At 36.5% G+C, this 25,361-nt stretch carries 18 protein-coding genes, 1 tRNA gene and 1 pseudogene; 14 read left to right on the top strand and 6 right to left on the bottom strand.

Going from position 1 to position 25,361, the window contains the following annotated elements:
• Positions 1–5: 5 nt before the first annotated feature.
• Positions 6–254 (top strand): hypothetical protein, encoded by a 249-nt coding sequence (locus M2372_RS06575; protein ID WP_123319622.1) that lies wholly within the window; start codon positions 6–8, stop codon positions 252–254.
• A gap of 190 nt (positions 255–444) precedes the next feature.
• Complete coding sequence (locus M2372_RS06570; protein WP_123319621.1) at positions 445–828, top strand: PEGA domain-containing protein; 384 nt, start codon at positions 445–447, stop codon at positions 826–828.
• Positions 829–918: 90 nt separating this feature from the next.
• On the opposite strand, the gene M2372_RS06565 is transcribed toward M2372_RS06570, so the two are convergent.
• A complete protein-coding gene (locus tag M2372_RS06565) occupies positions 919–1,662 on the bottom strand; it encodes a dienelactone hydrolase family protein (protein ID WP_123319620.1) in 744 nt (247 codons plus the stop codon).
• A gap of 64 nt (positions 1,663–1,726) precedes the next feature.
• On the opposite strand from M2372_RS06565, the gene M2372_RS06560 reads away from it, so the two are divergent.
• The gene (locus M2372_RS06560) at positions 1,727–1,897 is read left to right on the top strand and encodes a hypothetical protein (RefSeq protein WP_185018814.1); all 171 of its coding nucleotides are present in this window, start codon (positions 1,727–1,729) and stop codon (positions 1,895–1,897) included.
• Between the two features lie 775 nt (positions 1,898–2,672).
• On the opposite strand, the pseudogene M2372_RS06555 reads toward M2372_RS06560, so the two are convergent.
• The 4 genes and pseudogenes from M2372_RS06555 to M2372_RS06540 form a co-directional block, all read right to left on the bottom strand.
• Positions 2,673–2,927, bottom strand: a pseudogene (locus M2372_RS06555) (thrombospondin type 3 repeat-containing protein); the annotation flags it as partial.
• 153 nt (positions 2,928–3,080) lie between these two features.
• Positions 3,081–3,953: a hypothetical protein gene (locus M2372_RS25600; RefSeq protein WP_148060762.1), complete on the bottom strand. Its 873-nt coding sequence runs from the start codon at positions 3,951–3,953 to the stop codon at positions 3,081–3,083.
• Between the two features lie 73 nt (positions 3,954–4,026).
• A complete protein-coding gene (locus tag M2372_RS06545; RefSeq protein ID WP_123319617.1) occupies positions 4,027–4,641 on the bottom strand; it encodes an HAD family phosphatase in 615 nt (204 codons plus the stop codon).
• A gap of 33 nt (positions 4,642–4,674) precedes the next feature.
• Positions 4,675–5,106 (bottom strand): type I restriction enzyme HsdR N-terminal domain-containing protein, encoded by a 432-nt coding sequence (locus M2372_RS06540; RefSeq protein ID WP_115972258.1) that lies wholly within the window; start codon positions 5,104–5,106, stop codon positions 4,675–4,677.
• A gap of 7 nt (positions 5,107–5,113) precedes the next feature.
• On the opposite strand from M2372_RS06540, the gene holA reads away from it, so the two are divergent.
• The 3 genes from holA (at position 5,114) to M2372_RS06525 (ending at position 8,135) form a co-directional block, all read left to right on the top strand.
• Positions 5,114–6,151 carry a DNA polymerase III subunit delta gene (gene holA, locus M2372_RS06535; RefSeq protein ID WP_115972257.1) on the top strand — a complete coding sequence of 346 codons (1,038 nt, stop codon included), beginning with the start codon at positions 5,114–5,116 and terminating at the stop codon, positions 6,149–6,151.
• 269 nt (positions 6,152–6,420) lie between these two features.
• Positions 6,421–7,362: a thioredoxin-disulfide reductase gene (trxB, locus tag M2372_RS06530; protein ID WP_115972256.1), complete on the top strand. Its 942-nt coding sequence runs from the start codon at positions 6,421–6,423 to the stop codon at positions 7,360–7,362.
• 395 nt (positions 7,363–7,757) lie between these two features.
• A complete protein-coding gene (locus M2372_RS06525; protein ID WP_123319616.1) occupies positions 7,758–8,135 on the top strand; it encodes a VOC family protein in 378 nt (125 codons plus the stop codon).
• Between the two features lie 98 nt (positions 8,136–8,233).
• Here the strand turns inward: M2372_RS06525 and M2372_RS06520 are convergent, their stop codons facing one another.
• A complete protein-coding gene (locus M2372_RS06520; RefSeq protein ID WP_185018812.1) occupies positions 8,234–8,602 on the bottom strand; it encodes a LytTR family DNA-binding domain-containing protein in 369 nt (122 codons plus the stop codon).
• 470 nt (positions 8,603–9,072) lie between these two features.
• Between M2372_RS06520 and M2372_RS06515 the strand changes: the two genes are divergently transcribed.
• The 8 genes from M2372_RS06515 to M2372_RS06480 all read left to right on the top strand — a co-directional run bounded on the left by M2372_RS06515 (position 9,073) and on the right by M2372_RS06480 (position 25,356).
• A tRNA-Ser gene (locus M2372_RS06515) sits at positions 9,073–9,157 on the top strand.
• Between the two features lie 257 nt (positions 9,158–9,414).
• Positions 9,415–11,664, top strand: a complete 2,250-nt coding sequence (locus tag M2372_RS06510; RefSeq protein WP_123319614.1) for a type VI secretion system Vgr family protein — start codon at positions 9,415–9,417, stop codon at positions 11,662–11,664.
• Between the two features lie 10 nt (positions 11,665–11,674).
• Positions 11,675–12,433: a T6SS effector amidase Tae4 family protein gene (locus M2372_RS06505; protein ID WP_123319613.1), complete on the top strand. Its 759-nt coding sequence runs from the start codon at positions 11,675–11,677 to the stop codon at positions 12,431–12,433.
• A 152-nt stretch (positions 12,434–12,585) separates the two neighbouring features.
• On the top strand, positions 12,586–12,813 hold the full coding sequence (locus tag M2372_RS06500) for a hypothetical protein (RefSeq protein WP_228455718.1): 228 nt from the start codon (positions 12,586–12,588) through the stop codon (positions 12,811–12,813).
• Positions 12,814–12,817: 4 nt separating this feature from the next.
• Positions 12,818–13,147, top strand: coding sequence for a DUF4280 domain-containing protein (locus tag M2372_RS06495; RefSeq protein ID WP_123319611.1), 330 nt, complete (start codon positions 12,818–12,820; stop codon positions 13,145–13,147).
• Between the two features lie 908 nt (positions 13,148–14,055).
• On the top strand, positions 14,056–17,838 hold the full coding sequence (locus M2372_RS06490; RefSeq protein ID WP_123319610.1) for a Pnap_2097 family protein: 3,783 nt from the start codon (positions 14,056–14,058) through the stop codon (positions 17,836–17,838).
• A gap of 3 nt (positions 17,839–17,841) precedes the next feature.
• Complete coding sequence (locus tag M2372_RS06485) at positions 17,842–19,131, top strand: NAD(P)/FAD-dependent oxidoreductase (RefSeq protein ID WP_123319609.1); 1,290 nt, start codon at positions 17,842–17,844, stop codon at positions 19,129–19,131.
• A 9-nt stretch (positions 19,132–19,140) separates the two neighbouring features.
• The gene (locus tag M2372_RS06480) at positions 19,141–25,356 is read left to right on the top strand and encodes an SDR family NAD(P)-dependent oxidoreductase (protein WP_123319608.1); all 6,216 of its coding nucleotides are present in this window, start codon (positions 19,141–19,143) and stop codon (positions 25,354–25,356) included.
• Positions 25,357–25,361: the final 5 nt, after the last annotated feature.

The raw sequence follows: 25,361 nt of genomic DNA, 5'->3' as shown, positions 1-25,361 counted from the left end.
TATTGATGGCTACACAGATTTGCCCTGAATGTAAAGAAAACTCTTTTACATGGTATATAGATGAAGAGCCTGAGGGAACCCGTTGGATATGCTTTTCTTGCAGCTATCACGCTTTAGAAAATGAAAATGATGAATGCATTTGTGATGGTTGTGGGAATAAAGCAAAAACGAAGCTGAAAGATTCTTCAAAAGAATATTGGTGGTGCTCCAGCTGTAATACAATACAAAAAATAGAAAAACTGTCTCAAAACTGAGATAGTTTTTTTGTTTTAAGGCTGAATATAATATTTTTAGATTCAAAACAATCAAAAAAATATTTAGATAATCAGTGAGTTATCCTTTCAATAAGGATGCAATCGCTTGTGAATGCCGATTGTTACTAATTATTTTGTAAGTTCGCACGCCGAAAAATGAGCCGGCAGACTTAACTTTTTAATAAAATATATGAAGAACAATCTATCCATTGTATTATTGTTAGGAATCGCGCTTTCCACTACGTCTTGCGCCACTATTTTTACAGGAACCAATGACAAAATTTCCTTTAACTCCACTCCTGAAGGAGCTACAGTGTTTCATAAAGGAGTTGAAAAATGTGTAACTCCCTGTACTGCAAATATTCCAAGATCATTGAGTAAGCAAACAGTAACTTTTGAAAAAGAAGGTTTTAATCATCAGGAAGTAAAGCTGGATAAGAATTTTAATGCTGTAACGCTTCTCAATATTCTTTTTGGAGGTGCCATAGGAGTTGGAATTGACGCTGCAACAGGATCTCTTACAAAATATTCTACTAAGAAGTATGAGGTAGAACTGGAAGCAAAACAGCAGTAAAATAAAGATTTAAAAATAGTAATGTACCAATAAGTGATTTTACATCAAAGCATTGGTACATTGTTACATTGATACATTGGTATATTGAATTTACTTTAGAAGTTCTTTCAAAAACATCAATGTATGATTCCATGCTCTTTTCGCCATCACTTCATTATAATCCGGAGATTTAGGATCCGTAAAAGTGTGTTTGGAGTGAGCATAGGTAATGATTTGCCAGTCTGCATTTCCATCATTCATTTCTTTAATGAGGTTGCTGTAATCATCAGGTGTTACACTCTTATCATCTGCCGGATTCTCCACCAGGATTTTAGCATTTAATTTTTCATTTTTTCTGCTCTGATCTCTTCCCAGGCTTCCGTGAATGGAAACAACTCCTGCTACAGGCAGGTTTCCTCTTGCAGATTCAAGGGCACCTGTTCCTCCAAAACAATATCCTATAACTGCAGTTTTATCGGCAATAGCTCCGTTCTTTTTCAGTTGTTCCAATGCCAATGAGATTCTTTTCTGATATTCTGCATAATTCTTTTTGTAATAGCCTGAGCTTTTGGCGGCTTCGTCACTGTTGATAGGGATTTTTCCTTCTCCATAAATATCAGCAATAAAAGCAATATATCCCTGCTTTTCAAGTTCAATGGCTGCTGTTTTAGCTTCTTCATCAATTCCTTTCCAGGCAGGTAGAATCAATACTCCGGGAAGTTTTTTACCTGCATTGGAAGTGATTAAGCCATTTAGCTTTTGTGTACCATCCTGATAGGAAACTGTTTTAAGATTTTGACTGAAAAGAGTTCCTGAGGTAATAATTGCTGCTGTTAGTAGGATTGAACGTATCATATTATTTTGTTTTGGATTGAAAATTTTAATGTTGTTTATGATTCAGCATATTTTGTTTTAGTGATTGTCTTCATACTATTCTCTCTTCCTGAAAGGCTATTTCCAGGTTGGGCAGCCATTCAGATTGGGAATTCCGGGAACGGTAGGACAAGCATCATCTTTATCCAATATTCCGTCTTTATCTGGCTATGGACAACCATGGTTTTCTATGGGGCCTATTTCATTTGGACATTGATCAAGATAAAACAAGATATTGTCATGGTCTTCATCTGAAAGACAAGTTTTTTTGTTGAATTCTTTACGGCATTTTTTGAATGTCTCTTTGTCTTCAATGGTCTGAGCCTGAAAATAAGTTCCGGCGAATATCAGAAAAAAAATAATTGTTCTCACGTCTGTTTAAATGGTTATCTAAGTTAATAAAAAATAAGTTGCTATGATTTTTACTCTTTGACTACGCTCCAACTGTTATTTTTATATTCATATATTGAATTGTTTAGGTAGTTGATGACTTTGATCTTATGAGGAGTAATGAAATCAACTAAAATATTAATAGGAATTTCAAAAGTACTTTTTTGTTTTCCGGTTATGAGGACCTTATTCGTTTTTGAATCATAATATTTCATCATGTAACTGAATGATCGGTCACCAATCATTTTGCGGTAGATATCAGGATTGTACGGAGATAACATTTTTGAAAGATAAATATCCTTGCCATACTTTTTTCGCGCATATTCAAGAACATTTTGATTCCAGAATTTGGTGATCAGAAGATTGTATCCAGGCGAAGTTCCATCATCAGGTGTATTGTTATCAATATAAGATTTGTTGTCTATGTATTGTATGATAAAAAAAGCTTTTCGGCTAGCTAAATCCCTTTTAGGGAATGTCTCTACAATATTATCTAATATCTTTTTATTAATCAGGTTATAGATTTTCTCAATATTTTGAATATCCATATCGAATTTTTCCATGTGAATTTGAGGTTCATAGCCAAATGTACAGGAAATTACAGGGCATCCGTTGGAATGAGCAGGGCCTGGGACAGTGGGGCAGTTATCATCTTTATCCAGAACTCCGTCACCGTCTGTATCTTCCCACGGACAGCCCTTATTTTCAACAGGTCCAGCAACGTTAGGGCAGGCATCATCTTTATCTATCAGACCATCTTTATCCGTATCAGGCCAAGGGCAACCCTTGTTTTCTGCAGGTCCTGATTCTTTCGGGCATTGATCAAGATAAAACGGAACATTGTCTTTATCTTCATCCGCAAGACAGATCTTTTTATTGAATTCCTTACGGCATCTTTTAATCGCTTCCTGATCTTCCGTGTTTTGAGCATAAATACAAGCTCCGGTAAATATCAGCAAAAAAGTAAATTTGTTCATAAGATGATATACTGTTTAAAATAAACGGAGAGATTATTTTTGATAAGATTCCCATTGACCATTTTTATATTCATAGATTGTAGGGCTGGCCGGAGTGATGATTTCGATTTTATAGGGAGTTATGAATTGTATATAGATGGAAATGTAATCCTTAGGTCTTTTTTTGCTTTTGGATGGAATGATGATATTGTTATTTTCTTTATCAGAATATTGAAGAAGGTATTGAAAGGTTTCCGTGCCCATTAATTTTTCTAATTCAGGATTAAAGTATTCATCAAAGTACATTCTTCTGATGAGAATTTCCTTGTTGTATTTTTTTGAAGCATATTCAAAGATATCTTTATTCCAAAATTTTGAAATCAAATAATTCTTGATCTTTGTAGGGTTGGGATCATCACAGCTGCCATCAGGTACAAGAGAGAATTGGATATATCCGAAACTTATTCCAAAATCATTATTCCGCAAATCTTTTTTACGAAGATTAAGAACATCACTCAGAATTTTTTTATTGAGAAGACTATATACTTTTCCAATACCTTGGTGTTCTGTCTGGAATTGTTCATATTTTATTTGTTGCTCTTTACAAAACTTTTCACAGTCATTTTGTTGGGTAGAACGAGGGCAGCCATTGTTTTCCGGTAATCCAGGTATTGTAGGACAGGTATCATCCTTATCTAAAGTGCCATCCTTATCAGTATCAGGCCACGGGCATCCACCATTTTCAATAGGTCCCCCTTCTTTAGGGCATTGATCAAGATAAAAAGGAATATTGTCTTTATCTTCATCAGAAAGGCAGGTCTTTTTGTTGAATTCTTTACGGCATTTTTTGAGTGTTTCTGGGTTTTCAATACTTTGGGAATGAAAGCTTGTAACAGCCAATAAAAATAAAAGTAAAATTTTTCTCATATTCATAAAAAATCCTCAGCCAAATTAATGAAAATAACTTATCAGAGGATTTTTTTTAATATTTATAATAAAATTACTGAATTTCGATACCCAATTGTGCTAATTCCTGCTTGAGATCTGTATCAGGCAGAATATGAATGGTATTGAATCCCAGTGATTGTGCCATTTCAATATTCTTCAAATTATCGTCAATAAAAACAGACTCTCTTGCCTGAATGTTATATCTTTCCAAGAGAACATGCCAGATTTTAGGATCGGGCTTGATAAGTTTTTCTGTTCCGGAAACTACGATCTTCCCATCAAAAAGCTGGAAGAAATCATAATTCTCCAAAGCATAAGGAAAGGTTTCGGCAGACCAGTTTGTTAATCCAAATAGCTGGTAGTCTGTGTTTTTTAACTTTCTTAAAATATCAACATTTTGAGGAATGTCACTTTTCAGCATCACGGTCCAGTTATCATAATAGGCTCTGATTTCTTTTTCCCAGTCCGGAAATTTTTTCACCTGGATCTCTGTTCCTTCTGAAAGGCTTCTTCCGCGGTCCTGTTCAATATTCCACTCGTCCTGAGCAATATTTTCCAGAAAGTATTCCATTTTTTCGTTATCATTGAAATAATCTTTAAAGAAATATCTCGGGTTCCAGTCCATTAAAACTCCTCCGAAATCGAATACTATATTTTTAATTTTCATATTAATATTTGGTGTTTAATTTTTACCTTAGATCTAATCTGGTTTATAAAATACATACTGCTCATTTTCATAATAAGCATTGATATGCTGGAGACCATTTGTTAAAATAATTTCCTTAGCTCCGATAATAGAGTTGTATCGGGCTGTCTGCTCAAATGTTTTTTCCGTTAATTTGATTTGCGGGGCTTTACATTCAATCAGGATAATAGGTTCTGTTTTTTCGGTCACTAAAAGATCAATTCTTTTGGTAAGACCATTTAAAACAATTTTTTTTTCGGTAATTAATGCCGATGCAGAGTAGGATTTTACGGTAAGATAATAGTGAATCCAGTGTTGCCTTACCCATTCCTCAGGAGTGAGCAGAAGATAAGTTTTACGAACCAAGTCATAAATAAAAAACTTATCTTTGTCTTTCTTGAATTTAAAATCAAAAGTTTCCTGAAAATTCAGTTTTGGAAGTTCCATTAGTAAGATGAAAGAATTAGATTTAATCCTCAAAAATATTAAAAATAAAGAAGTTTTACCTATTTATTTTTTCCACGGAGAAGAAGCCTACTTTATTGATGTTGCCGTAAAAGCCCTAGAACACAACTTTTTGGAAGAGGATGAAAAAGCCTTTAACCAAACTGTAACCTATGGAAAAGATACTTCATACCAGGAAGTTCTTTCTCTGGCAAGGCAGTTTCCGATGATGGGAGATAAGCAGGTGATTATTGTGAAAGAAGCTCAGGATCTGAAATTGAATGAAGAGGAAAACAGAATTTTGGAAACTTATATTGGAAATCCTGTTCCTTCTACAGTATTGGTTTTTGCTCACAAACATAAAAAATTAGACAGCCGGAAAAAGGCTGCTAAAGCTTTAGATAAGGCCAATGCTCTTTTCCTCAGCGAGTCTGTAAGAGAAAACAATCTTCCAAAATGGATTTCTGATGAATGTGTAAAACTGAAAATCAAAACTGCACCCAATATTTCTCATCTTCTGGCAGAATATCTTGGAAATGATCTTTCCAGAATTGCCAATGAACTGAATAAATTAAAGATCATCCTTAAAGAAGGAGAATTACTGGATGGAACCATTGTTGAAAACCACATCGGGATCAGTAAAGAGTACAATGTTTTTGAGCTTCAGAAGGCATTAGGAACAAAGAATGCCAATGCAGCCTTTAAAATTGCTCACTTTATGGGCAAAAATCCAAAGAATAATCCTTTTGTCATGATGTTGGCCAGTCTTTACAGCTACTTTTCAAATGTGATCATTTACCAGACAATGGCAGGGCAGCCACCACAGACGATAGCGTCTCAGATGGGTGTAAACCCTTACTTTATCAAGGATTATGCAGAAAGTGCAAGATTATATCCTTTAAAACATGCAACCAGGGTCATTTCTATCCTCAGAGAGTTTGATATGAAAGGAAAAGGGCTGGGAGCTGTAAATATGGGTGAAGCAGAACTAATTAAAGAATTGGTGTATAAGATTATTAATGTGGACAAGATTAAAATGAAGGTTTAAAGTTGAGAGTAGGGGATTTTGAGATGATATAGGGATAGATAATAGACTGGGAATGGTTGTCCTGTAGATCAGGTTATGTTAAGCTTTAAGTCTGTATCCTGCATCTTACTGCCTTGTATCTCATATTCTGAGACCTGCATCCTGTACATTCATTGACAATCCGCATATCTCTTATTGACAACTATCATTAAAATAACTTTAAAAAGACAGTAAAAATTACGAAATTAGCGGTCTTAATTTAATTAAATCCTTTTTCGAACAAATAAATTATGGAGCAAAACATTTTAGATTGTGTGATCGTTGGATCTGGGCCTTCTGGTTTCACAGCTGCTATCTATGCAGCAAGAGCAGACTTAAAACCTGAATTGTATACAGGTTTGGAGCCGGGCGGACAATTAACTACAACTACGGAGGTTGATAACTTTCCAGGATATCCAGCAGGGATTACAGGTCCTGAAATGATGATGGATCTGCAGAAGCAGGCAGAAAGATTTGAAACTAAAGTACATTACGAAATGATCACCAAAGCTGAGTTTTCAAAAGAAGTTGGCGGTGTTCACAAGCTATATGCAGGAAATAAAGAAATTTTAGCTAAAACTGTAATTATTTCTACAGGAGCTACAGCAAAATACTTAGGTCTTGAAGATGAAAAAAAATATGCAGGAGGTGGAGTTTCAGCTTGTGCTACATGCGACGGATTTTTCTACAGAGGAAAAGATGTTGTGGTAGTAGGAGCAGGAGATACAGCTGCTGAAGAAGCAACTTATCTTGCTAAACTATGCAGAAAGGTAACGTTATTGGTTAGAAAAGACGTTTTCAGAGCTTCAAAAGCAATGGTTCACAGAGTAGAAAATACTCCGAATATTGAAGTGAAATTTCACCATGAGCTTATTGGAATTGAAGGGGAAAACAGTTTAGTGGAAAGAGCTGTGATTATCAATAATCAGACTCAGGAAACTTCTAAGGTAGATGTTGAAGGGATCTTCATCGCAATCGGTCACAAGCCGAATACAGATATCTTCGTAGGACAGGTAGACCTAGATGAAAATGGATATATTGTAACCGAAAAAGGTTCTTCAAGAACAAACCTTCCAGGGGTTTTTGCTGCTGGTGATGTTCAGGATCATATCTACAGACAGGCTATCACAGCAGCAGGAAGCGGCTGTATGTCTGCAATGGATGCAGAAAAATATTTAGCTGAATTACACTAATAATTTAGCTTTTAATAATATAAAGCGTACCTGATGGGTACGCTTTTTTATTTGCCATGGATACACGAATAAAACATACATGCATAGTTTCATATATAAAGCCTCTGTGGTTATAAATATTTTTTGAACCACAGAGGCCAGAGGCACATAAAAAAATATTAGTGCATCGTGACGATTATAAAAGTATACTTCAACAGTGTACAATTTTATCGGAGATAAAATCTTTGCGCCTTAAAATATTTTATTTTTATATTATTTTGCGCCCTTGCGATTTCCAACTATACAGATCTTATTAATACCAAATCTTTATATAAAGTAGAATATTATAATGAAAACATTGATATATTTGTGAAGTTTCAAATTGATTTAATATAAAAACTTAATAAAGAACAGGCATGAAAAAAGTAACAGCAATTGGAGGAATTTTCTTTAAATGTAAAGATCCGGAACAGGTAAACAATTGGTATAAAACCCATCTTGGAGTGGAAACCAGCCCATACGGAGCAAAATTTGATTGGAGAGAAACTGACTCTGAAAAAAAAGGATATACATTATGGAGTCCGTTTAAAGAATCTACCCAATATTTTGAACCTTCAGAAAAAGATTTTATGATCAATTATCATGTGGCAGATATTGAAGCCTTGGTAGAAGAATTTAAAAAAGAAGGAATTACGATCCTGGATGAAATTGCAACTTACGAATATGGAAAATTTGTTCATATTATGGATCCTGAAGGAAATAAAATCGAATTATTTGAACCGGCAGGAGAGTAGAAACCTGTTGCATCATAAAAATAAAAACTGTTTCTGAATGAAACAGTTTTTTGTTTTTAAATGGGTTTTATACTGTCTTATAGGGAAATTATTTCAGGTTATTCTTCAATCCACCTGCGAAAAGCAGATGTATTTGCCTGGCTTGTAATCAGGTGGCTTTTATATCCTTTCATCTGAATGGCCACTGCATTCTTATTATACCGTTCTATTCTTACAACATGATGCTTCTGTATAAGTTCACTACGGTTGATTCTGAAAAATACTGAGGGATCGAGAAGAGATTCTATATCCTTCAGTGTAGATTCACTGAGTAGGTGCTTCTTACCGAATGTATCTATTGCGAAAACAATTCCTTCATCAGCTTCAAAGAAAGCTATATCTTCCGTATTAATAAAATACATTCCCTGATGGGAGCTGACGGTAAAGCGCTGTTTATAGTTTTTCTCCGGCTGATTGTTATGTAACATCTTCTGAAGTTTCATCAGTATCTCATTCTCTACCGGATCTGATTTTTTTAATAGTAGAAATTTATTCCTGCCGTCAAGGGCTGACTGGCAAAAAGGGTGTTAGATCCTAAGGTAGATGTCAACGCAACCGCTAAAATTCCTGCTCCCCAATAAGAAAACTTCATAATAATTAATTTTTTTTTTATTCCGACAGGCATTGCAAAAAATGAACCCAATAGAAATATTCAGATTAATTTCTGATTGGTACTCCTTTTTTCTTCAGGAACACAAACGTTTTTTCTCCAAAAGTGGGATGAACAGGAGGAAAAGTAGCAGGCCAGAATTTATTTTACATAAAATTATAAAAATAATTGATCTGATTTTTAGCCGATTATTAAGTTTTGTTAAAATTTGTGTTGAAAAAGTTTTGCGGAAATTAAAAAACGTTCTATATTTGCACCACTGAAAACAACGATACAATCGGAGTTTAAGGAGAGTTGGCAGAGTGGTCGATTGCGGCAGTCTTGAAAACTGTTGACTGTAACAGGTCCGGGGGTTCGAATCCCTCACTCTCCGCAATAAAGCAGAAAAAACCTACTGTAATCAGTAGGTTTTTTTTTTTTTTACATTTTTCCTATATTTCTTTAAGCAATACATAAAAAGCTGGTTCACCTGTTAAAATTGGTTTCACATTCTGGATAAAAGCAAAATTTTCATAGAATCTTAACAATCGCAGCTCTACTACACTTTTAAAAATTTAACAGAAACTTTATATCTGTCATTATATTTTCTCTACATTTAGTGATATAATATCAAAAACACACAAATGTATAATGAAAAAAAACGTCTCAAATTCTGAGAGGATTTCCGAGAACCATATAGCAGGTATTAACCGTGTGGTCAAGCTTGATGTTGTGGTTAATGGAAAACTTATCAGTCACTTTAAACACTTCCGTTTACAGCAGAGTGCCAGGAAACACCATTACTTTGAGCTTACTTTAGCACATGACTCTCTTGATGAAAGACAGAACCATAATTTAGAACAGGCACAGCAGTTTCTGGGGAAACGTCTGACCGTTACTTTTAAATATAAAGATGCTGAAAACGAAAGCCCCGAAAGAACATTTGTTGGTGTGGTTACAAAAGTGGCATTCAGTCAGGAAAAAATGAGCCTAGGAAATATTGTACTCAAAGGCTGCAGTCCAACTATACTAATGGATTCTGCACCCCATACTCAAAGTTTTGGAGGCAGTCAGACCGTCAACACTTCTGTCATTGCTGACAATATCATTAAAGAGACATTGGGAACAACTCAATTTGATTTCAGAATAGACACCCAGAATAAAAGCTACATTAACTATAGTGCCCAGTATTGTGAAACTCATTACAATTACCTGACAAGATTAGCAGAAGCCTATGGAGAGCAATTTTACTATGATGGGTATGTTTTACATTTTGGAAAACTTCCACCTCCAACTGAAAAACCTATCCAACTTATTTATGGAAGTAATATTACAGATGTACAGGTAGAGTTAAAAGCAGTTCATACAAAACCCGAATACTTTGGTTATAACAGCAGCAGTCATGCTAAAATGAATGGTTCTGACAATGCTATAAAGCATTTAGGAGACCTATCATCCAAAGCCTATGAGCTGAATAAAAATATTTTTAAAACCCGTTCACTGACTCCCACCCCTATTAATGCCAATATGTTTTTGGATGTGGATGATTCCCAAAGAAGTGCAAGAGGAAGTAAAGCTGTAGAAGTTTTTACTGTATCTGGGAACACAACTATTCCTTTCCTGTTTGTAGGTTGTATAGCAGATATAGACATGAGAAAACAGGACAGTAACGAGACCTCTCACTTTACAACTTTGATGATAACAGAGGTGAGCCACGAAGTTGATGCAAGAGGATATTATACGGGAAGTTTTGAAGCTATAGCCGAGGGAACAGGCTTCATGCCTAAACCTGATTTTGTGATGCCGAAAGCAGAGCCACAGGTAGCCACAGTAGTTTCCAATATCGACCCTTTAAATCAAGGAAGAATACAGGTGCAGTTTGATTGGCAGTTAAATGATACCACTCATTTTATCAGAATGATGAGTCCTGATGCTGGGGGAACAGGTGCCATAAGCCAGAACAGAGGCTTTGTAGCTGTTCCAGAAATTGGAGACCAGGTAATGGTTAACTTTGAATATCATAATCCAGACTTTCCCTTTGCAATGGGTGGAATGTTTCATGGTGGTGTAGGATTGGGAGGTGGTATGGATAACCGTGTAAAATCCCTACAAACCAGAAGTGGACACAGGTTAGTGTTTACAGAAGATGAGAGTATTTTACTGACAGATAAGAGTGGTAATGAGTTGAGATTTGATACAGAGGGAAGCAACATAAACATTACAGCCCCTGAAACCATTACAATAAAATCCAAGAACCTAAAGTTTGATATTGAAGAGAATATTGAAACCAAGGCAGGCAAGAACATGGATACCAATATTGGGCAGAACATTAAGATTATTGCTAAGCAGGAGATTAGCCAAGACAGTGGGAAGAAAACTATCATCAATGCTGGAACCAATACTGAAATATCAGCAAAAGCTCACTTAGACCTTTATGGTAAAGAAAAGCTCATTGGGTATACAGATGGACAAACTGAATTTGGAGCAAAGGACAGAATGCATGTGTACGGAGCAAACTCATTATTGACTGCTAAGGATAAGATTGAATACAAAGCTCCACAAATGAATAAACTTCCTCAAAATGGAGAGTTTGAGTATACAAAGGAAAAGCAAATAGCATCAATGTATTGGGCTTATGAGGAAGAAAATATCACCTTGATGGATGATTCCAAGTTTTTTGTTGATATGAATCTTGTTGTTCAAACAAGAAACTACGAAGAGGGAGAAAGTATTGATGTAACTATAAAGTCCGATGATGGAGAGCCTTTAGCAGAGGGACTTGATGAGCTGACTTTATCAGGAACAGTTGACAGAGATGGAATTGTAATATTTAAAGAACCTTTAAAATCCTATACTCTTGAACTTATAAAAGAAGAGGAAGTAGAGACCGAAAATACATAAACACATTATCATGAATATTAATAACTTTATACCAACTCTACTAGAACGACAGAGAGGTATTATTGCCACAAGTGGAAACCAACAGACAAGACCAGTTCAGGTTTTAAGACCAAGTTGGAGAGATATGATTAAAAATTACCCTAATAGCTCTATTAAATCAAAAGATTTATATAGTGACATTGGTGGCAATTTTCCAAAATTTAAGACTGATGAAGAATTATTAGAATCTTATTTGGCAAATTCTTGTGCAATAAGAATGAGTAGAGGGCTAAATTTAAGTGGCTTTAAATTACCTAAAAGCAATTCAGGCTATGGAACAAAAGGAGGAGTGATGAGTGGAGATAAGAATCTTTCTTATTGGCTGAGGGTTAGAGAGCTAAGCCCGTATCTTGCAGACCATTTGGGTAAACCTGAAATAGACATTAAATTAGACCCAATAAAAATGCCTGATACTTATAAAAAAAGAAAATCAGTAAACCCTACTGAGTGGCAACAGTTAAAAGCAATGAAAAAAGTAATAAGCCCTGCCGAATGGACAGAACTAAGAAAAACAAAAGGGGTGATAGTTTTTGATGTTTCTGGATGGGATGATGCAACTGGGCATTTTACATTATGGGATACTCAACATTTAATATACCCTGGAGATGCACAGCATGATGACCCTACAAATGCAAAATATTACTTTAGCATGCTTTATTTAAAGATTAATAAGAAAAACGAACTTGATTTTGTACAGACTAATAGAATAAGAGTATGGGAACTAAAATAATAATTACAGCTTTAAGTATACTATCTAGTATAACAGTAGTAGCACAGAATGAAAGTATAATTTTAAAAAAATATTCTCTATACAAATGCTTGTCAACTAACTATAAACAAGTAGACTCTTTATTTATTAGCCATGATTACTCGGCATCTTACATGTTTCAGATTCAAAATGCAGACTATAATAATCTCAACTCATTAGATACTTTTGTTAATAAAACAACTTCAAATTATTATAAAATGGATGTAGTAGAGAATTTGGAAGACAATAAAGCTAACTATATCTTTTGGCATTGCATGGACTTCTATGAATCTAAAGAATTAGACAACTACATAAGAAAGCTCATTGGAGTGACACCCAAAAAGAAAACTTCAAAAAAATGATAAAATGCCAAATCATATCACAGACACCACCCAGCTAAAATGTGATAAAGGATCTGTACCAACACCTATCACAGTAACCAGTCAATCTTTTATGAACATTGAAGATAAGCTACAGGCTACAGAGGAAGACAAGCAACCTAACAGTAATATCAAACCTTTTGGAGTATGCAGTGTTTTAAGGTCTTCCTGCACTCCTTCACCTGTTAAATGGGACAATACCTCTGATTTTGAAATTGAGGGTAAAAAAGAGCTGCTGGACAGCTCTACTTGTCAGTGTTCTGTTGGTGGTAAAATATCTGTTGTAAAGTCAACCCAGAGCTTTGTTGAAGAGTGAAATATAGACTGATTTTAATACTAAAATACAATCTACTATTTTTTAAATAACTAATTGATAATCAATTCGTTGAAATGTAAAATAGTGATTTTTTTTTATTTTGATGAACATTCATTTTTACCATCACCAGGGCAGAACAAAATGTTTTCTGTCAAGTAAATGATTGGATAGTGTCAAAACAAAACATAATTTATCCTTTACTTCTCTAAATTAGCCTGGTACAAACAATATATTTATTCCAAAGTTGCTGCTTCATAATCTCTACTATGAAACACTATGTTTAGTTACCCGTTATTGAAAAAAACTCATAAGTTTAGACTTTCAGTTCACAGCCCAAACCGTTACCTCATTTTTCTTAGGATATCAATTATACACCCTTGTTTCTTCTTTAATTGGTGATATATTCTCTTCTTTATTTAAACGAAATTAATTATTATTTTACTTTTAATGCTATTAATTTATGTTATAATTATTTGATTTATTGCAATGTTATGAATGTTTTTCTATAAAATTTCTATTTCATTTGTGCGTGAATTTTAATGGTGTTATATTGGCAATCTAAAAACCAGGAACTTAATAATTAACTTATTGGTAGTATTCACTACTTAGCAAAATCACCTTACTATAATCTTTATTCCAAAGAGGGATAGGATAGAAGTAAACATGATATCATTTTTGTTGAGAGATTAACTAGTAAAAGTTGAGCATTTTTAAATTTTAAACATAGGATGGAGTTACATAATTATACAATAATTGAAAGTAGAATTTCAATGAGATTTTTGGAATTAAACCAAGATTTCTATCTGAAAAATATTGATTTTTTTTAATCTGTATACCCTATAAAAAAGGCAATACATGGTAGCAAAGAAACAGCTGATAGAGCAGGAAGTTGCTAAATATTGTAAATTATGACAGAAACTTTTTTTACACAAGGTAAAGATTATACTTTGGGGATGCCTCATTTATCCCTAGCCGGTCTCTCCGAAAATTGGTTCTTAAAAGAATTTGGTGATCATCATTGGAATTTGATTTCTGGTAGCCTGGGTATTTCTACAGACAAACTTGTAGATCATTCCGGTGAACGTCTCTATGCCAGTTTTGTCAGAATAAAATGGGAATCAGATAAAGATCTATCTGCATTTAAAGAAAATGATCCGATCCGAATTACCAGCGAAATTTCCAGATTCGGTAATAAAATGTTCTTTTCAGAACAGGAATTAACAGGGGCATATCATAAAATAAGGGCTTCATTAATGACTGTATTTTCTGCAAGAGCTACAGACAATACAGAATTGCAAAAGTCAGCTCCCGTAAAGCAGGCAGACGAAAAAACAATAACACATAAAGAATTACCTGAATTTGCCAAAGGATTTCTGCAGATGAAAAGCAATTTGTCGGATACAGATAAATCAGAGTGGTGGCATACATTTGCCGGGAACAGTTTTAAAGTTACTTCTCATTGTATTGCTCAATATACTTATCAGATAGATCCATTCTCTGATATTAATGGTGTTGGACTGTTATATTTTGCTTCCTATCCAATGATCAACGACCGTTGTGAACGTAAGGTCTTTAACGAAATACTGGATATCGAGGATAGTGACTGGACCCAATCCAATGTTTGTTTGTCCCGCGATATTTTTTATTTCGGAAATGCAAACCCAAAAGATGAGCTGGTTTACGAACTGAATCATTATGAATTCCTGGAAAAAAATAAAATTCAAATCTCTTCTTCAATATACCGAAAAGCAGATCGGGCACTGATTTCCAAACAGTTTGTTGTTCGTGAATTTAAAAAAGAATGGACAGCAGAAATAGAGAAACATTCAGATGAACAAACAAGACCGTTTGTACAGCAGTCTGAAAAGATTGAAGATTTTACAGAAAACAGAACCTGTATAGAAAGAACAGAATTGATTCAAAAGATTGGAGGAATTTTATCCGAAATGCTTGGAGGAGTAACCATTTCATCCAAAACTGATTTATCTCTCCTTGGAATCGAATCCATTTTGTTTATGGAACTTTCTGAGCAACTGAATATTGACCTGAATTTGAATACAAATCCTAGCAAGTTTTATGGAGCACAGAACTGTGAAGAAATTGCTGATATAGTTTTGAACAGATCGGGAAACACAGTTAAAGCATTCGAAATTGAAAAGGAAAAAACGAAGGACGAAATTGCTATTGTAGCAACCAGTTTCAAATTGCCCGGAGCGAATACAGCAGAAGCTTTTTGGGAAATCTTGAAATCCGGAGAATCAGTTATTGGAAGTTTACCGGAGGGAAGATGGGAATGGCCGAAAGAAATAAATCCGGAAATCTTACATAAAGGAATAGATAAAGGAGGTTTTATTACCGGACTGGATGAATTTGATCCTTCCTTTTTCTCTATTTCTCCCTTAGAAGCTGAATTAATGGATCCACAACAACGTTTGCTTCTTCAGCTATCCTGGGAGCTTTTTGAGCGTGCAGCATATCATCCGGACAGGTATAGAGGAAAAGATATCGGAGTATTTATCGGTGCAAGCGGAAGTGATTATGAACAGCTTTCATACAACTCTACATCTGGAATCAGTGTAACCGGAAGCGCATCTGCACTTCTTTCCAATCGTATTTCCTATTTCTTTGACCTTAAGGGGCCCAGTAAAACAGTTGATACGGCTTGTTCGTCATCATTGGTTGCCCTGCATGACGCGATTTTGGCATTACAGGCAGGAATATGTACACAAGCCATAGTTGGTGGAGTTCATTTGATGTGTAACAGTGCAAAAACCATCTCATATTATACTTCAAAAATGTTAAGTGAAGATGGAAAATGCAGTACGTTTGATCAAAATGCAAATGGTTATGTACGGGCTGAAGGAGCTGTCTTGTTCTTATTGAAACCACTGAGTGAAGCAGTGGCAGATAACGATGAAATTCTTGGAACGATCAAAGGATCAGCTGTTAATCACGGAGGAAGAGTAAGCGGAATAACTGTTCCCAATCCTAAACAGCAATCTGAATTGGTTATTGCTGCACTGAAAAATGCAAATTTAACGATGAGTGATTTGTCTTATCTGGAAGCTCACGGAACAGGAACATCATTGGGTGATCCAATTGAAATCAACGGACTGAATGATGTTGCCAATAAAATGAATGGTGAAATAAGACCTAATAGCTGTGGACTTGGTTCTGTAAAAAGTAACATTGGCCATCTGGAGGCAGCCTCCGGTTTAGTAGGTGTTCTGAAGGTTTTACTGGCAATGAAGCATCGGCAAATTCCTCCTACCATCAACTATAAACAGTTAAATCCTAAAATAGATTTGCACTCAGGTCCTTTCTACATACAGCAGAATCTTCAGAAATGGGTTTCTGAAAATGAAAATAATACACTTTTTGCCGGGGTAAGCAACTTCGGTGTTGGAGGAACCAATGCTCATGTAATAATTGGATCTCATATCGAACAAGAAAGAATTCAGAAAGTAAGAGATACGTCCTGTCCATTATTGTTTGTGCTTTCCGCAGTTACTGCTGAAGCTTTACGGGAACTTGCCGGAAAGCTGAAAAAATACATCCTTCAAAATGAGAATACAGACTTGCAGGCACTGTCTGCAACATTGCAGATGGGAAGGGCTGAATTAGGGCAACGAATTGCTGTTGTCTCTTCTGAAAAGGAAGAATTAATGTCTGCACTTGAAGATTTTGAGCATCACAACCCCAATAATAGATTGGTTCACGGGAAAGCAAATCCTGATACTGCAAAAGTCCTTCCGGAAAATGCTGACTGGGACCAAATTGCAGCATATTGGGTAGCCGGAGGAACAGTTGATTGGAAACAGTATATTTCTTCAAATATTAAATGGTTAACTGATTTACCGGTTTATCCGTTCGCAAAAGAAAGATATTGGATTCCTGGTTCAAAAAAAGATAAAGTAAAAAATTATAAATCCCATGAGATTTATAACTACGATAGATCCTGTTTAACTGACGAACTGATCAATTGTTTAATTCCGGATTTAGCGGGGTGGATAAACAAAGACTTTGGGTTATTATTTCCTGAATTAATTCGCGGAATATTTAAGGACAATCATTCTGGTAAACAATATATTCTGAAAAATGTATTCTGGACAGAAGAGAATATGGATTTAAAATCTGGAGACCAGGTTCCATTAAGAATCATCAGAAAAGATGAAGCAGAATATTTTGAATTCAGCAAATCCGGAAAACCCCTGTTTTTTGGTGAAATGCATGAATGTAATAGGGAAGATGATTATAATAAGATCAATTCCTGGGAGGAAAAACAATTGAATCAACTGGATTCACAGCTGCTGAACCGTAAATTACAGACCGTTCACAACCCTTGCAGAATTCTTGAAATTCATGCAGGAAAGAATAGTTTTGATGGAATAATAGAAGTAAGAACAGGAACTCTTTTCAACGCATTTCAGGGACTCTGGACTATTCGTAAAATACTGGCTTCTGTCAACTCAAAGACAGTCAATTATTCAGCAGAACCAAAAGATTTACTTCCCTATTTTTCGGAAGAAATCAATATAAAAGGAGATTTAAATCCACTAATGCCATTTAAAATCAAGAAAACCAAAAACAGTTATGACTTTCTGTTATTCAACTCTCAGGGTATCATGCAATTTGCATTCAAAGGAGTAAGAGAAGGAGAAATGATAACGGAATTTTTGTATCAAAATTAAACTATGAGTAAAATCTGTATTATTGGCGGAGGGCCTAGCGGTATTTCTATCGCACGTAAGCTTTCCACATCCGGAATTGAATATGATTTATACGAAGCTGGAGCCGATTTCGGCGGAGTATGGAATGCAAATGAGCTTTGTGGCCGGGTTTATGAATCTGCTCATCTTATTTCATCAAAGAAAATTACTCAGTTGATGGATTTTCCAATGCCGGAGAGTTATCCGCATTATCCCAAACACGAATTAGTACTCAATTATTGGAGAGAAGTAGCAAGATCTTCAGGGGTTTATAAACATGTCCGGTTCAATACAGCAGTAAAATCTGTTCGTAAAGAGCAAGATGGTTGGAGGATAAATACTGAAAATGGACATTCCGAGTATTATGACTTTGTAATTGTATGCAATGGTTTGCAGCGTATCGGGAGATTTCCCAAATTGAATTTTTCTGATTATACAGGAGAAGTCCTTCATTCCCTGGATTATAAAGGATCTCATCAGATAGCAGGTAAACGCGTTCTGGTAATGGGTGGCGGAAATTCAGGTTGTGATATTGCGGTAGATTGTGTTCATCATTCCACAGCGGTATTTCATAGTACCAGAAGAGGATATTATTATCAGCCGAAATTTATCAATGGAATGCCTACTTCAGACTGGATGCTTTCACTTGGAAATAAATTTGAATCGAAAGAAGAAGGAATGGCTTATATAGAGCAGGTGTTTAAACTTGCCGGGTTCGACGGAACAGACTTTGGATTACCAAAACCTGATTACCCGATTCAAGAGGCACATCCGATTCTGAATTCACAGATTCTGTATTATATCGGCCATGGATCCATTGAACCAAAACCGGATATCAGTAAACTGGAAGGGAAAATAGTTCAATTCGAAGACGGAACAGAAACCGAAATTGACCTGATTATCTGTGCCACAGGCTATGACCGTGACTTTTCATTTCTTGAAAAAGGGTTAGTTGATATGAAAAATGGAGTTCCCGACTTTTTCCTTCATATGGTTCCAAAAAGTATGGATAATCTGCTGTTTGTCGGATTCATTAATTCAGCCACAGGTTTTGGAAGTTTTATTGAGTCGAGTGCTAATTTTTGCGTGGAGTATATCCATGCCATCCGATCCGGGAAAAAAGGCCTTCAGCAATTCAAAGAAGCAAAAAATGAAAATATTCCGGATATGGGACAACGGAATTTCCTCGATTCATACAGACATCAATGGGAAGTTGATCTCTGGAAATATCTCAAAGAAGTCAATTATTACACCGATATGTTAACTAACTCCTAATTCACTTTTATGGATCCTATTCAGAGTAAAATGAAAGCCTACCTAGAGAATGAATTAATAGAACTTGCCCGCAAATCACTTGTTGAAAAAGTAAAAACTCCTGACACTATTGCTGCACACCAGGCTACTGCACTATCATCAGAAATGCATCTTACTTTTATTGAACAGGAACTTACCGAACAATTGTCAGCATTAATAAAGCTTCCACTTGATAAAATTGATGTAAACAATGGTGTTTCTCAATATGGTATGGATTCGTTGCTTATTACAGAATTTATCAAACGTCTTAGCAGCAAATTCTCTGTTGAACTGCATGCTACCATTTTTTTTGAAGCCAGAAATTTAAAGCGATTGGCGGAAATTATTTATCAAAAAAATCCGGAATTGTTCCAGGAAGGAAAATCGACTGTAGAAATAACAGAAAGAGAGGTCTCCGGGGCTGATTCTGTTATGAAAGCAGAAACACATGCTGAAGAAAAAGCATTGCTGGAAAAATACAGAAGTGTGTTTTTAAGTAAACAGACTGGCCATACGAAAACCCTGGCAATAGAAGAAAAAATAAAACCTTCAGGCTATGAACCGATTGCCATCATCGGAATAGATGGAATGTTTGCAAAAAGTCGTTCCGCAGAGGAATTATGGGAACATCTTAGAAATGAAGATAATTGTATCGAAAGTATTCCTGCTGACCGATGGAATTGGGAAAATCACTTTGGGAACCCACAGAAAGAGAATAAAACGGATGTCAGATGGGGTGGATTTATTCCTGAAATTGATCAGTTCGATCCTGAATTTTTTACCATTTCACCGAAAGAGGCAGAACTCATGGACCCTCAACACAGGCTCTTTTTGCAGAGCGTCTGGAAAGCTATTTACCGCTCAGGCTATAGCACAGCCTCGCTCTCTTCAAAGAAAATAGCTGTGTTTCTGGGAATCAATCTCATGGATTATCAGCTCAAGCTACAGAAGTTACCGCTGGATGCCATGACCTTGACGGCTGCATCGCATGTCTTCTGCCCAAGCAGAATCGCATTCCAGTTGAATTTGAATGGACCATGTCACGTTATTGACACAGCTTGCTCCAGTTCTCTGGTAGCTATTCATAGAGCTGCACTTGCTATTCAGAACGAAGGTTGTGAAATGGCAATTGCAGGAGCTGCAAATATCATGATGGATCCTACGATGCATATTCAATATGCCAAAACAGGAATGATCTGTGAGGATGGACGTTGTAAAACTTTTTCAAAAGAGGCAAACGGATATGTTCGGGGAGATGGAGTAGGAGCCGTTATTTTGAAGAAGTTAAGTGCTGCTGAAAGAGACAATGACCCGATTCTCGGTGTAATTGTGGGCTCTTCGGAAAATCATGGCGGTGCCTCTGCTTCGTTAACTGCACCGAATCCGCTTGCACAGGCAGAACTGATCAAAGAAACGATCCGAAAATCCTCCATAGATCCGAGAACCATCAGCTATATTGAAGCGCATGGAACCGGGACAGCATTGGGAGACCCGATTGAAATCAACGGTATGAAAATGGCTTTTTCTGATTTGTTTTCAGAACAAGGAATCAGCAGTCCACCCAATGGATACTGTAAAATAGGTTCTGTAAAAACCAATATCGGTCATGCTGAAACGGCTGCAGGACTTGCAGGGCTTGCAAAGGTGCTATACAGTATGAAGCATCGCTATATTCCCAAATCATTGCATTCGGAAGATATTAATCCGATGATTGATCTGAAAAATACACCGTTTATTATTGCTCAGAGTGGTGATAATTGGGAAGAAGTTCAATTAAATGGACAAAAGTATCCATTAACAGCTGGAATAAGCTCTTTTGGTGCCGGTGGTTCCAATGCACATATTCTTGTTACTGCCTATCAGGTTAAAAATAAGCAGCCTGTTCAGAAAGAGAAAAAGAAACTGATAGTTCCCGTTTCAGCCAAGTCTGAAGATAGTTTAAAAAAGTATATTATTGCTTTACGGGCATTTTTATTGGGAGATTCTCATCAAAGAAAACCTGCATTATCTTATATATTGAAGAAGGAATTACTTCGATGGTTTTCAGATCACCTGAGCATTTTGCAAACAGAGATCAGACCCGACATGAGTTTTGAAGAACTGAATATTCAGCAATTTGACCTCGTTACTTTTGCTGTCTATTTTTCAGATCACTGGAACATTGATCAACTCCAGCATGAAATCATAAATACCACATCCGTTGCTCATTTAATAACTCATATTGAAAGCAAATGGGGAAAAGAATTACAAGCGTTTTATAAACTGCCGGTTGTAGAGGAGAATATAAGAACCGATATTTCTCTTCACGATCTGGCTTATACTTTACAGGTAGGACGAGATGAATTCCAGTATCGTTTAGCCTTTGTTACAGATTCAATTGAGGATTTATTGCAGCAGTTGACAGCTTACCTGGATAACGTCTCTTCTCCGAAAAAATATTTTGAAGGAAATACACGAAAAGATAAGATAGAATTGTTGCTTACCGGAGAAGCTGGAAAAGCATATATTGATGCAGCAGTTCGTTTTTCAGAATTGAATTCATTGGCTGGTTTATGGACAAAAGGAGTGCAAATAGACTGGGAATTATTAAATTCTTCCCATGTTAAAAAAATAGAATTGCCACCTTATCAGTTCAAAGAAAAGCGTTTTTGGATAGAAGTAAATGATAGAAAACCGGATGAAACTGCAGAAAAGTTGCCGGTAATTATCCACAAAAATCTTGATGCCACATCAGAAACAGCTTCAGTGAGTTACTACCAAAGTACCTGGAAACAGGGAAATCTTGTGCCGGATGCAGATGTTACTTTATCCCCAGCCGCTACAATTGTTTTGATCGATGCTTCGGAAGAGCTTATCGCTTCAGTATCGGAATCTCTGGACTGTAAAGTCCTTCATCTTTCTTCATCTTCTTCTGTTGATCTGTTTGAAAGAGTAAAGAAAGAGATTCTTAAAAGTATCACCAGCAAATCACCATTGAATCTTACTGTTGCGGGATTAACGTCTCACTATCATTGCTTTGGATTTTTACGCGGATTAATCAAATCAGCAGAGCAGGAATGTTCCTGGTTTACAGGAAGAATTCTTGGACTGGAAGATTTTAATGCTCCTGAAAAATGGGTGCAGATCCTAAAAAATGAATTCAATACTGCTTCCAAAGAGATCCGCTACCAAGGAGGAATCCGATCAGTGTGTACGCTGAGGTCTGTGGACCTTACGGATAGCCGAAGCATTTCCTTTCGCCCGGAAGGGGTATACCTTATTACAGGCGGATTTGGCGGTTTAGGTATTCAGTTGGCCCAGCACATCAGCAGGAATTATCCAACAGCTACAATTATTCTATCAGGACGGAGAACAGCCAATGCAAAGCAGCAGGAGTTACTGTCAGATCAACCCTCATGGAGATACCTTCAAACCGATGTAAACGATACCGTTTCTGTTGAAAGACTCATAAGCCAAATCAAAGAGGAATATGGGTGTCTGACCGGAATCATTCACGCTGCAGGTGTTCTCAGAGACAGTTTATTGGTTCAGAAAACCCACGAAGAAATCAAAGCAGTGTTTGATCCTAAGATTTCAGGGATTATAAATCTGGACGAGGCAACCAAAGATGAGTCCCTGGACTTTTTTGTTAATTTTTCTTCTGTATCTGCTGTATTGGGCAATATTGGTCAGTCAGATTATGCATCTGCGAATGCCTATCTGGATGATTACACACATTACCGTAATATTTTAGTTGAACGCGGAGAAAGACACGGACAGACCCTGAGTATAAACTGGCCGTTGTGGCGTTCTGGTGGCATGCAGATCGACGAGTCCTCAGAACAGTACTTAAAGCGACATTGGGGAATGGAACCTCTTCCAACCAATTTGGGAATGGAAGCTCTGGATGCTATTTTGAAAAGCAGCTGTTCTGTGGCGGGATTGGTATACGGTGATCAGGATATTCTCGAAAAGAAATTTTATAATCAACCTGTAATTGCTTCTAAGAAACCAGTGTTGAAAACGGTTATTGATAAAACAATGCAGGAAGAAGTATTTCGAAATAATCTGCTAAAGCTGGCCGCTGATATATTGAAGTTGGATGCTGCAGAAATGGATACGGAACTTGAATTCGGTGAATTTGGTTTTGACTCGATTTCACTGACCCAGTTTTCCAATGCGCTGAACGAAGCCTATGATCTTCATCTGATGCCTACCATTTTCTATAACTATCCTACACTTCATGAGCTAGGTTCATTCCTGCTGGAAGACCATACCGATCATGTGGTAAAGGAAAATACATCATCTTTCGAAGCAAACGAATCAGTTTTCGATATTCCGGAAGAAATAGAAAATGAAGAAACAGTAAAAATACATTCACAAAGGATTGAACGGGAAGAAGTTGCAATTGTTGGTGTTGCCGGGCGACTGCCAGGAGCAGAAAATCTGGATATCTTCTGGAAAAATCTGGTCAATAAACATGATGCAATTTCGGAAATTCCTGCAGACAGATGGAGTTGGAAGAATTATTTCGGCGACCCGTTTAAAGAAAAAAATAAAACTAAGGCAATTCATGGCGGATTCATTACCGACATTGACAAATTTGACGCCTTGTTTTTTAATATTTCTCCGCATGAAGCAGAGTTGATGGATCCGCAACAACGTATTACACTTGAATTGGTCTACCATTTATTTGAGAATGCTGCCATTCGTCCGGAAGATTTAAAAGGAACAGATACCGGAGTTTTCGTTGGGGTTTCATCCACAGATTATTCCGTTCTGCTAAAAGAACATGCAGATGTAGTAAGTGAAGCCCATTTTTCCACAGGATATTCTCATGCTGTTTTGGCCAATCGAATTTCCTACCTGTTTGATCTGCATGGTCCTAGTGAGGCTATTGATACAGCTTGCTCCAGTTCGTTGGTTGCAATTCACCGGGCGGTTGAAAACATCAGATCCGGAAACTGTTCTATGGCTGTTGCCGGAGGAGTTAATGCTTTACTGGCTCCCGACTTAACATTGTCATTTACACAGGCTGGAATGCTTAGTGAAGATGGAAGATGTAAAACATTCGACAAAAAAGCAAATGGCTATGTACGTTCGGAAGGAGTCGGATTTATTTTGCTGAAATCATTGAAACAGGCAGAAGAAGATGGAGATACCATTTTCGGAATTATTAAAGGGAGTAATGAAAATCATGGCGGAAAAGCAAATACATTAACATCTCCGAACCCCAAAGCACAGAAAGATTTATTGGTAAATGCCTATTTGAAAAGCAAAGTTTCTTTGACGGATGTAACCTATATTGAAACTCATGGTACCGGAACTCCTCTTGGAGATCCGATTGAAACGGAAGCATTAAAAGCAGCTTTTAAAGAAATTGCTGCCGTTCAAAATTTACCGATAAAGAATAAATTATTTTGTAAGCTCGGAAGCGTAAAAACAAATATCGGTCACCTTGAATCCGCTGCAGGAATTGCTGGTGTACTTAAAGTGATTCTTAGTATGCAGCATCAAACATTGCCGGGCAATCCTCATCTTACTTCTCCAAATGAATATCTGGAGCTGGAAGGAAGTCCGTTTGAACTGGTAAAAGAAACACAACACTGGAAATCCGATAAACCGAGAATTGCAGGAGTGAGCAGCTTTGGATTTGGAGGCTCAAATGCCCATGTAATTGTACAGGAATATTCTAAAAAAACACCGGATTATTCTTCAGGAAATGAACCGGTTGTGATTTGTTTATCTGCCAATACGAAGTCTGCACTTCAACAATTGAAGAGTAATTACCTGAATTTTATTCAGGAAAATAAGCATACTGATCTGAAAAATATGGCCTATACACTCCACATTGGGAGAGAGGAACTCAAATACCGTTGGGCAACAGTTGTCTCTGATGTAGAGGAACTGAGAGAAAATCTTTATGAAAATAAGGCTGAGAAAGTATTTGAAGGAATGGTAAGCAAATCAAAAGGAAAAAAAATAGGAGAGCTTCAGGAACTGACGGAACTGGCAACTGCTTGGGTTGAGGGCTACATTGTGGATTGGACGAAACAATACAAGAACAAACAACCTGTTAAGTTGCAATTGCCCAATTATCCGTTTGCCAAAAACAGACACTGGATCCCGGTTAAATCAATTGGATTGAAACCACTAATTGTTGTTAAAGAAACCATGGAAACAAAACATTCCGGAAAGCTGCATCCCTTGTTGCATCAGGTGAAATAAGAGAA

The sequence above is a fragment of the Chryseobacterium sp. BIGb0232 genome, from assembly GCF_024810195.1.
GTDB lineage: Bacteria > Bacteroidota > Bacteroidia > Flavobacteriales > Weeksellaceae > Chryseobacterium > Chryseobacterium pennae.
The sequence above is the reverse complement of the archived record's forward strand: the minus strand, read 5'-3'. Positions and strand labels throughout refer to the sequence as shown.

Excerpts from the sequence above, each read along its gene's own strand:
- M2372_RS06575 (WP_123319622.1), top strand. The coding sequence starts at position 6 with ATGGCTACACAGATTTGCCCTGAATGTAAAGAAAACTCTTTTACATGG.
- M2372_RS06570 (WP_123319621.1), top strand. The coding sequence starts at position 445 with ATGAAGAACAATCTATCCATTGTATTATTGTTAGGAATCGCGCTTTCC.
- M2372_RS06565 (WP_123319620.1), bottom strand. The coding sequence starts at position 1,662 with ATGATACGTTCAATCCTACTAACAGCAGCAATTATTACCTCAGGAACT.
- M2372_RS25600 (WP_148060762.1), bottom strand. The coding sequence starts at position 3,953 with ATGAGAAAAATTTTACTTTTATTTTTATTGGCTGTTACAAGCTTTCAT.
- M2372_RS06545 (WP_123319617.1), bottom strand. The coding sequence starts at position 4,641 with ATGAAAATTAAAAATATAGTATTCGATTTCGGAGGAGTTTTAATGGAC.
- M2372_RS06540 (WP_115972258.1), bottom strand. The coding sequence starts at position 5,106 with ATGGAACTTCCAAAACTGAATTTTCAGGAAACTTTTGATTTTAAATTC.
- holA (WP_115972257.1), top strand. The coding sequence starts at position 5,114 with ATGAAAGAATTAGATTTAATCCTCAAAAATATTAAAAATAAAGAAGTT.
- trxB (WP_115972256.1), top strand. The coding sequence starts at position 6,421 with ATGGAGCAAAACATTTTAGATTGTGTGATCGTTGGATCTGGGCCTTCT.
- M2372_RS06525 (WP_123319616.1), top strand. The coding sequence starts at position 7,758 with ATGAAAAAAGTAACAGCAATTGGAGGAATTTTCTTTAAATGTAAAGAT.
- M2372_RS06520 (WP_185018812.1), bottom strand. The coding sequence starts at position 8,602 with ATGTTACATAACAATCAGCCGGAGAAAAACTATAAACAGCGCTTTACC.
- M2372_RS06510 (WP_123319614.1), top strand. The coding sequence starts at position 9,415 with ATGAAAAAAAACGTCTCAAATTCTGAGAGGATTTCCGAGAACCATATA.
- M2372_RS06505 (WP_123319613.1), top strand. The coding sequence starts at position 11,675 with ATGAATATTAATAACTTTATACCAACTCTACTAGAACGACAGAGAGGT.
- M2372_RS06500 (WP_228455718.1), top strand. The coding sequence starts at position 12,586 with ATGTTTCAGATTCAAAATGCAGACTATAATAATCTCAACTCATTAGAT.
- M2372_RS06495 (WP_123319611.1), top strand. The coding sequence starts at position 12,818 with ATGCCAAATCATATCACAGACACCACCCAGCTAAAATGTGATAAAGGA.
- M2372_RS06490 (WP_123319610.1), top strand. The coding sequence starts at position 14,056 with ATGACAGAAACTTTTTTTACACAAGGTAAAGATTATACTTTGGGGATG.
- M2372_RS06485 (WP_123319609.1), top strand. The coding sequence starts at position 17,842 with ATGAGTAAAATCTGTATTATTGGCGGAGGGCCTAGCGGTATTTCTATC.
- M2372_RS06480 (WP_123319608.1), top strand. The coding sequence starts at position 19,141 with ATGGATCCTATTCAGAGTAAAATGAAAGCCTACCTAGAGAATGAATTA.